Genomic DNA, 6,541 nt, shown 5'->3' on the forward strand with positions numbered 1-6,541 from the left:
TCTAGCCAGATGACCAGAGCAAATTCCAAGAGAGCTCCGCGGTGTACCAGTTCGCGCCTTCTCGCGAGCCGGTAGCGCGATTCTCAGCGCCGCGGACTGCGACATTGAGCCTCGAAGCACCATGTGTCCCTCAGGACCCCATAGGACTCACCGAAGCCATCGTCGGATCGAAATCAGCCTCCACACGTCCCACATCCGGAACCCTTGGATATCGCAGCACGCGGTAGCCAGCCTCTACCAGCAGCGCGTCCCGGTCCAGGTCGCGCTGCGACTTGCCCTTGCTGTTCTTGTCGCCGAGCGCCACCACGGCGACGACCTTGAATGAACGGTCGCATACGACAAAGTCCGCGATCTTGCGGCTGAACGAGCTTCGTGCGGCGCGCGTGCGGGCCGTGAGCAGCGCGCCGAAGCTGACCTGCGGCAGCACCACCAGGTCTGGCAGCGTTTGTACGAGGCGGTTGTACATGGCCTGTTCGCGCGCAGTGAGCGGCGGCCGTGCCTTGGGCTTGTCGACAAAGCCGCTGCTGCTTTGCGCAGACCTTTTTCTTGCGAGCGCCACGAACACCAGCAGCCCGATGGCCAACAAAAAGACCATGAATAGGAACGTATTCATCTCTGCTTCTCCTTCTCCGCAGAGTCTCGCATGACTGCGCAGGCGCCCCTTTGGGTGTTTTGCCGGACCTGTGCCGGCACGCCGGATTCAGGCCTTCGCGTCGAACGAACGCGGCTCAGTGCCAGGTGCGCAAACCGCGGCCAACCGGGCCGCGGAGCTCACCATTTGCCGTCTTTGGGAATCGCTTGAGGAGCCGGCTTTGCGCCGGCTGCAGCCGTGATGAGTTGCGCGGCTTCCGGCCGATTGGCCTTGGTCGCGAAGTCGACCGCAGTCATGCCGAGCTGGTTCTTCATCGTGGTGTCCGCGCCTTCGGCCAGCAGCAGCTTCACGGCTTCGGTCGATCCATACATCGCGGCCATCATGAGCGGCGTGGTGCCGTTGGGCGACTGCGCATCGATGAAGGCGTAGTTGTCGAGCAGCACTTTCATGATGCTCAGCTGGCCGCTGCTGGCGGCATAGTGAAGCGGCGTCCAGCCGGTCTTGTTGACGGCGGCGTCGCGCTTGAGCAGCTGGGCGACGATGTCTTGCTGGCCCTTGATGGCGGCCAGCATCAGCGGGGTTTCGTCCTTGGCGTTGGCAATGTCGACGTCGGTTTGCGGCGACTCGAGCAGCACCTGCGCAACCTTGGGCGACGGCTCGCGCAGCGCGATGATCAGGCCGGTCTGGCCGTGTTCGTCACGCGTGTTGGGGTCGAAACCGCGCTGCAGCAAAGTTCGCACGCCGCTGGCATTGTCTCCGCGCACAGCTCTGAAAAAATCTTCGAACGAACCCGCGTGTGCAGAAAAATTTGCAGCAACGACAGCCAGATAGAAGAACTTCTTGATGTAATTTTTCATTTTGTTTTTACTCCCTTGAACAGTGTTTCGAAGTTGTCGCTCGTGGCCTTTGCGACTGCTTCGATGGGCAGCTTGCGCAGTTCGGCAATCTGCTTTGCGACATACGGCACGTACGACGGATTGTTGGTCTTGCCGCGGTACGGCACCGGAGCCAGATACGGGCTGTCGGTTTCGATCAGCATGCGGTCCAGCGGCACAAAGGCCGCCACGTCGCGCAGGTCCTGCGCCTTCTTGAAGGTCAGGATGCCCGAAAAGGAAATGTAGAAGCCCAGGTCCAGCGCCGCGCGCGCGACTTCGGCGGTTTCGGTAAAGCAATGGAACACACCGCCCGCGGCCTTGCCGGAGCCGTCTTCGCCCTCCTCCTTCAGGATGGCCAGCGTATCGGCCGAGGCTTCGCGGGTGTGAATGACCAGCGGCATGCGGGTTTGCTGCGCGGCGCGAATGTGCACGCGAAAACGGTCGCGCTGCCATTCCATGTCGGAAATGCTGCGGCCGCCCTTCCGCTCTTCCATCTGGTAGTAGTCGAGGCCGGTCTCGCCGATGGCCACTACCTTGGGCAAGGCTGCACGGCGAATCAGGTCGTCGACGCTGGGCTCGGCGATGTCCTCGTTGTCGGGGTGCACGCCCACGCTGGCCCAGAAGTTGTCGTAGCGGGCCGCCAGGGCCTGAACGTCATCGAACTCTTCGAGCTTGGTGCAGATGCACAAGGCCCGGTCGACCTGTGCCTCGGCCATGGCGGCGCGGATTTGCGGCATCTGGTCCGCGAACTCGGGAAAAGTGAGGTGGCAGTGGGAGTCGGTAAACATGGCGCTGATTGTCTGGCTGATGCCAGGTACACCGAGGAACCGGCTTTGCCGGGCCTCTGGTGTCGCCCCCGGTGGGGTTGGCGGAGCGACACGAAGTGCGCGCAGCCTGGGGGCGAGCCTAACCTTCGAGCTTAGATAGTTTGTGTGGGGCGGTCGGAGGCCATCGAGCCACCGAGCGCCGCCTCGATGCGCGCCTTGAGCTGGCGCGACTTTTCGTCGGACGGGAACCGGATGCCCACGCCCGGCGCCCGGTTGCCGGCGGCGCGCTGCGGCGTGATCCACGCGACCTTGCCGGCCACGGGATAGCGCTGCGGGTCTTCAGGCAGCGTGAGCAGCACGTAGACGTCGTCGCCCAGCCGGTATTCGCGCGAGGTTGGAATGAAGATGCCGCCTTCGGCAAACAGCGGAATGTAGGCGGCATAGAGCGCGCCCTTTTCCTTGATGGCGAGCTGGATCACGCTCGGCCGTTGAGGCGTTGCGGCGGCGGCAGGGGCGGCGGGTTGGTTCATGGTCGGCGAGGAACAGAGTTTAGGGTGGTTCGCGCCTCGCTCACAAGCGCTTCCAGCATCAGGCCCGCATTGAAGGGGTGTTCGGCGGTTCTGGCGGCATTGGCAAGCGACTTGGACCAGCGCGCAAGCGCCAGGTGCGAAGGCACCGCCGCCGGCAGGTCGGCCGCCTCGAAGAATCGGGGTTCGGCACCGCTGCCAACGGCCATCAGGTCGTGGCAGAGCTTTTGCAGCGCACCGATGGCTTGCGAGGGCGCTTGATCCGCCAGCGCGGCGACGTCTCCGCGCAACACTGCCTTGGGCAGCAGCGACCAGGCCTTGGGCGACTGGCCGGAGCGCGCAAGCCGCAGCGCATCGCTGGGGCGGCCGCCTGCCGCACGCAGCAAGGCGGCGGCATCGGCCGCGGGCACGTCGTGCGCGCCCAGCCAAGCTTCGGCTTCGGCCGTTGCGGGCCACGGCAGCGTAAAGCCGAGGCAGCGGCTGCGAATGGTCGGCAGCAGCTGCCATGCGGCCTCGCTGGCCAGCACAAAGCGAACGTCGCCAACCGGCTCTTCGAGCGTCTTGAGCAGCGCGTTGGCGGTGATGGTGTTCATGCGCTCGGCCGGGTACACCAGCACCACCTTGCCGCGGCCGCGGGCGCTGGTGCGCTGGGCAAAGCCGACCGCGTCGCGCATGGCTTCGACGCGAATCTCGCGGCTGGGTTTGCGCTTCTTGTCGTCGATGTCCGCCTGGGCTTTTTCGTCGAGCGGCCAGCCGAGTTCCTGCATGGCAACCTCAGGCATCAGCACGCAAAGGTCGGCATGGGTTCGAACTTCGATGGCGTGGCAACTGGGACATTTGCCGCAGGCGGTGCCGCCCTCTTCCGCCTTGGGCTGTTCGCACAGCCAGGCGGCGGCAAGCGCCAGCGCGAGTTCGTACTGGCCCAGGCCCGACGGCCCCTGCAGCAGCCAGGCATGGCCGCGCTGGCGCAGCAGCTCTGCGAGCGGCCGGCGGAGCCAGGGCGAAAGCTGCGGCGTGCTCATCGAGTGACACCGGTCGCGGGTGCCAGCGCGCCGCGCGCGACAAGCGCCGCTTCGACCTGCTGCCAGACCTGGTCGCGTGTCTGGCTGGCGTCGATGCGAACGAAGCGCTGCGCATCGGCGGCCGCGCGGGCTGCGTAGCCTGCCGCAACGCGCCGGAAGAATTCGACCGGCTGGGATTCGAACTTGTCTGGCAAGCGCGCTCCGGCCAAGCGCTGGGCGGCGATTTCGGGCGCCAGGTCGAACCACAGGGTGATGTGGGGCTGCAGCAGTCGGGCGGCATCGGCGGCGGTGTCCGCCCTGCCCTGCACCCATTGCTCCAGCGTCGACAGCACCTGCGCATCGAAGCCGCGGCCCGAGCCCTGGTAGGCAAAAGTGGCATCGGTGAAGCGATCGCACAGCACCACGTCGCCGCGGGCCAGCGCAGGCTCAATGATTTGCGTGACGTGATCCCGCCGTGCCGCGAACACCAGCAGCGACTCGGTCAGCGGGTCCATCGGCTGCTCGAGGATGAGCCCGCGCAAGGTTTCCGCCAGCGGCGTGCCGCCGGGCTCGCGCGTGCGCACCACCGTGCGGCCCTGCGCTTTCAAGAGCGCTTCCATCGCATCCAGATGGCTGGACTTGCCCGCGCCGTCGATGCCCTCGAGCGTCAGAAACAAGCCTTCACTCATTGCGCGACCTTCGGTTTGGGTTCGCCATTGTTGCTTCCACCCCCGCGCTGGTAGCGGTTGACCGCGCGGTTGTGCTCGTCGAGCGAGGTGCTGAACTGGCTGGTGCCGTCGCCGCGTGAAACAAAGTACAGCGACTTGCTTTGCGCCGGCTGCACTGCCGCCAGCAGCGCGGCCTTGCCCGGCATCGCAATGGGCGTGGGCGGCAGGCCGCCGCGGGTGTAGGTGTTCCAGGGCGTATCGGCCTGCAGGTCTTTCTTCCGCAGATTGCCGTCGAACGAGGTGCCCATGCCGTAGATCACCGTCGGGTCCGTTTGCAGCGGCATGCCGGTGCGCAGCCGGTTGACGAACACGGCGGCGATTTCGGAGCGGTCCTTGGCTTTGCCTGTCTCCTTTTCGACAATGCTGGCCAGAATAAGCGCCTCATCGGCCGTTTTGATCGGCAAATCGGCCGCCCGTGCCGCCCAAGCGGCTTCGAGCTTCTTGTCCATGGCTCGCATGGCGCGCTGCAGCAGCGCAATGTCGGTCGAGCCCTTCGAATAGGTGTACGTGTCGGGGAAAAAGCGTCCCTCGGGGTGCACGCCGGGCCTGCCGAGCTTGGCCATCAGCGCGTCGTCGGGCAGGCCGACGGTCTCGGGCTTGAGCTGTTCGGCCTTGGCAAGGGCGGCGCGCACCTGGCGGAAGTTCCAGCCTTCGACCAGCACCAGGCTGCGCGTGGCCTCTTCGCCGCGCACCAGCACGTTGAGCAGCATCTTGGGCGTGATGCCGCGCTCCAGCTCATAGCTGCCGGCGCGAATCTGGCGGTCCTGGCCAGAAACGCGGAACCACAGATAGAGCAGTTGCGGCTGCACGTCGGCACCCGCATCGGCCACCGCCTGCGCAACGCCGCGGGGCGTGGTGCCCGGCTCCACGGAGAGATCGAGGCTGGGCGCGGGCAGCTTGAGCGGCTGGTGCACCCACCACAGTCCGGCGGCGCCAAGGCCGAGCGCACCCAGTGCGGCAAGCAGAAAGAGCGTAAGAAAGAAGCGGCGCACGGGTCCGATGGAATGACAGGAAGAGGAAAAACGAATCGAGGATTCGGTGCGAAAAGTCGGTGGCCCTGCGGGAACAACGGCAAGTTTCCCTGCAGGCCGGACGGAACGGCTTCGACCATGATAATTCAGCGATGACTACTGTCGTTCTCAATGGTGTTACCGCCCTCTCGCACCTTGGCGTGATTCGCGCCGAAGGACCGGATGCCGCCAGCTTTTTGCACGGCCAGCTCACGCAGGATTTTTCGCTGCTCGGCGCCACGGAGGCCCGGCTTGCCGCCCTTTGCACCGCCAAGGGCCGGGTGATTGCCAGCTTCATAGGTATTCGGCCGCAGCCCGACCTGGTGCTGCTGGTTTGCAGCCGCGACATCCTGGCCGCCACGCTCAAGCGCCTGTCTATGTATGTGCTGCGCGCCAAGGCCAAGCTCACCGATGCCACGGAGCAGTTCTCGCTGTACGGCCTTGCCGGCACCGCGTTGACGGGCAACGGCCTGGACGCCGCCGCCCTGCCCGGCCAGCGCACCGCCATCGGTACGGACATCAGCTCCGTTTCGCTCTACCCGGCCGACGGCGTACCGCGTGCGCTGTGGATTGCACCCGCCGGCAGCCCGGTGCCCGCCGGCCCGTCGCTCGACGCGGAGCTCTGGCAATGGAGCGAGGTACGCAGCGGCATCGTGACGGTGACCACCCCGGTAATCGAGGCCTTCGTGCCGCAGATGATCAACTATGAATCGGTCGGCGGCGTCAATTTCAAGAAGGGCTGCTATCCGGGCCAGGAAATCGTCGCGCGCAGCCAGTTTCGCGGCACGCTGAAGCGCCGCACCTACCTGGTACAGGCCGATGCGCCGGTGAGCGCGGGCCAGGAAGTGTTTGCCGCCAGCGACGCCGATCAGCCCGTGGGAACGGTGGCGCAGGCCGCGCCCGCGCCCGGCGGCGGCTGGGCCGCGCTGATCTCCATCCAGATATCGGCGCTCGAAACCGGCGGCCTGCACGCGGGCGGCGCCGACGGCCCGGCGCTCACGGTTGAGCCGCTGCCGTATCCGCTGCTCGAAGATATCTAGG

At 65.9% G+C, this 6,541-nt stretch carries 8 protein-coding genes; 1 reads left to right on the forward strand and 7 read right to left on the reverse strand.

Annotated features, from left to right (window positions below; genetic code table 11):
• Positions 1-130: 130 nt before the first annotated feature.
• From EJI00_RS24500 to mltG, 7 genes are all read right to left on the reverse strand, one after another.
• Positions 131-613, reverse strand: coding sequence for a DUF2726 domain-containing protein (locus tag EJI00_RS24500; RefSeq protein ID WP_126750072.1), 483 nt, complete (start codon positions 611-613; stop codon positions 131-133).
• A gap of 158 nt (positions 614-771) precedes the next feature.
• Positions 772-1,449 carry an ankyrin repeat domain-containing protein gene (locus EJI00_RS24505; protein ID WP_126750073.1) on the reverse strand — a complete coding sequence of 226 codons (678 nt, stop codon included), beginning with the start codon at positions 1,447-1,449 and terminating at the stop codon, positions 772-774.
• Positions 1,446-2,255 carry a TatD family hydrolase gene (locus tag EJI00_RS24510; protein WP_126750074.1) on the reverse strand — a complete coding sequence of 270 codons (810 nt, stop codon included), beginning with the start codon at positions 2,253-2,255 and terminating at the stop codon, positions 1,446-1,448. Before EJI00_RS24510 ends, EJI00_RS24505 begins: the two co-directional genes overlap by 4 nt.
• 131 nt (positions 2,256-2,386) lie before the next feature.
• The gene (locus EJI00_RS24515; protein WP_055806688.1) at positions 2,387-2,764 is read right to left on the reverse strand and encodes a PilZ domain-containing protein; all 378 of its coding nucleotides are present in this window, start codon (positions 2,762-2,764) and stop codon (positions 2,387-2,389) included.
• Positions 2,761-3,783 (reverse strand): DNA polymerase III subunit delta', encoded by a 1,023-nt coding sequence (locus EJI00_RS24520; RefSeq protein WP_126750075.1) that lies wholly within the window; start codon positions 3,781-3,783, stop codon positions 2,761-2,763. The genes EJI00_RS24515 and EJI00_RS24520 overlap by 4 nt, the downstream gene beginning before the upstream one ends.
• Positions 3,780-4,451 carry a dTMP kinase gene (gene tmk / locus EJI00_RS24525; protein ID WP_126750076.1) on the reverse strand — a complete coding sequence of 224 codons (672 nt, stop codon included), beginning with the start codon at positions 4,449-4,451 and terminating at the stop codon, positions 3,780-3,782. Before tmk ends, EJI00_RS24520 begins: the two co-directional genes overlap by 4 nt.
• Positions 4,448-5,482, reverse strand: coding sequence for an endolytic transglycosylase MltG (gene mltG / locus EJI00_RS24530; RefSeq protein WP_126750077.1), 1,035 nt, complete (start codon positions 5,480-5,482; stop codon positions 4,448-4,450). The genes tmk and mltG overlap by 4 nt, the downstream gene beginning before the upstream one ends.
• A 131-nt stretch (positions 5,483-5,613) precedes the next feature.
• Between mltG and EJI00_RS24535 the strand changes: the two genes are divergently transcribed.
• Positions 5,614-6,540: a YgfZ/GcvT domain-containing protein gene (locus EJI00_RS24535; protein ID WP_126750078.1), complete on the forward strand. Its 927-nt coding sequence runs from the start codon at positions 5,614-5,616 to the stop codon at positions 6,538-6,540.
• Position 6,541 lies beyond the last annotated feature (1 nt).

It is taken from the genome of Variovorax sp. DXTD-1 (assembly GCF_003984625.1).
In the GTDB taxonomy this organism is placed as follows: Bacteria; Pseudomonadota; Gammaproteobacteria; order Burkholderiales; family Burkholderiaceae_C; genus Variovorax.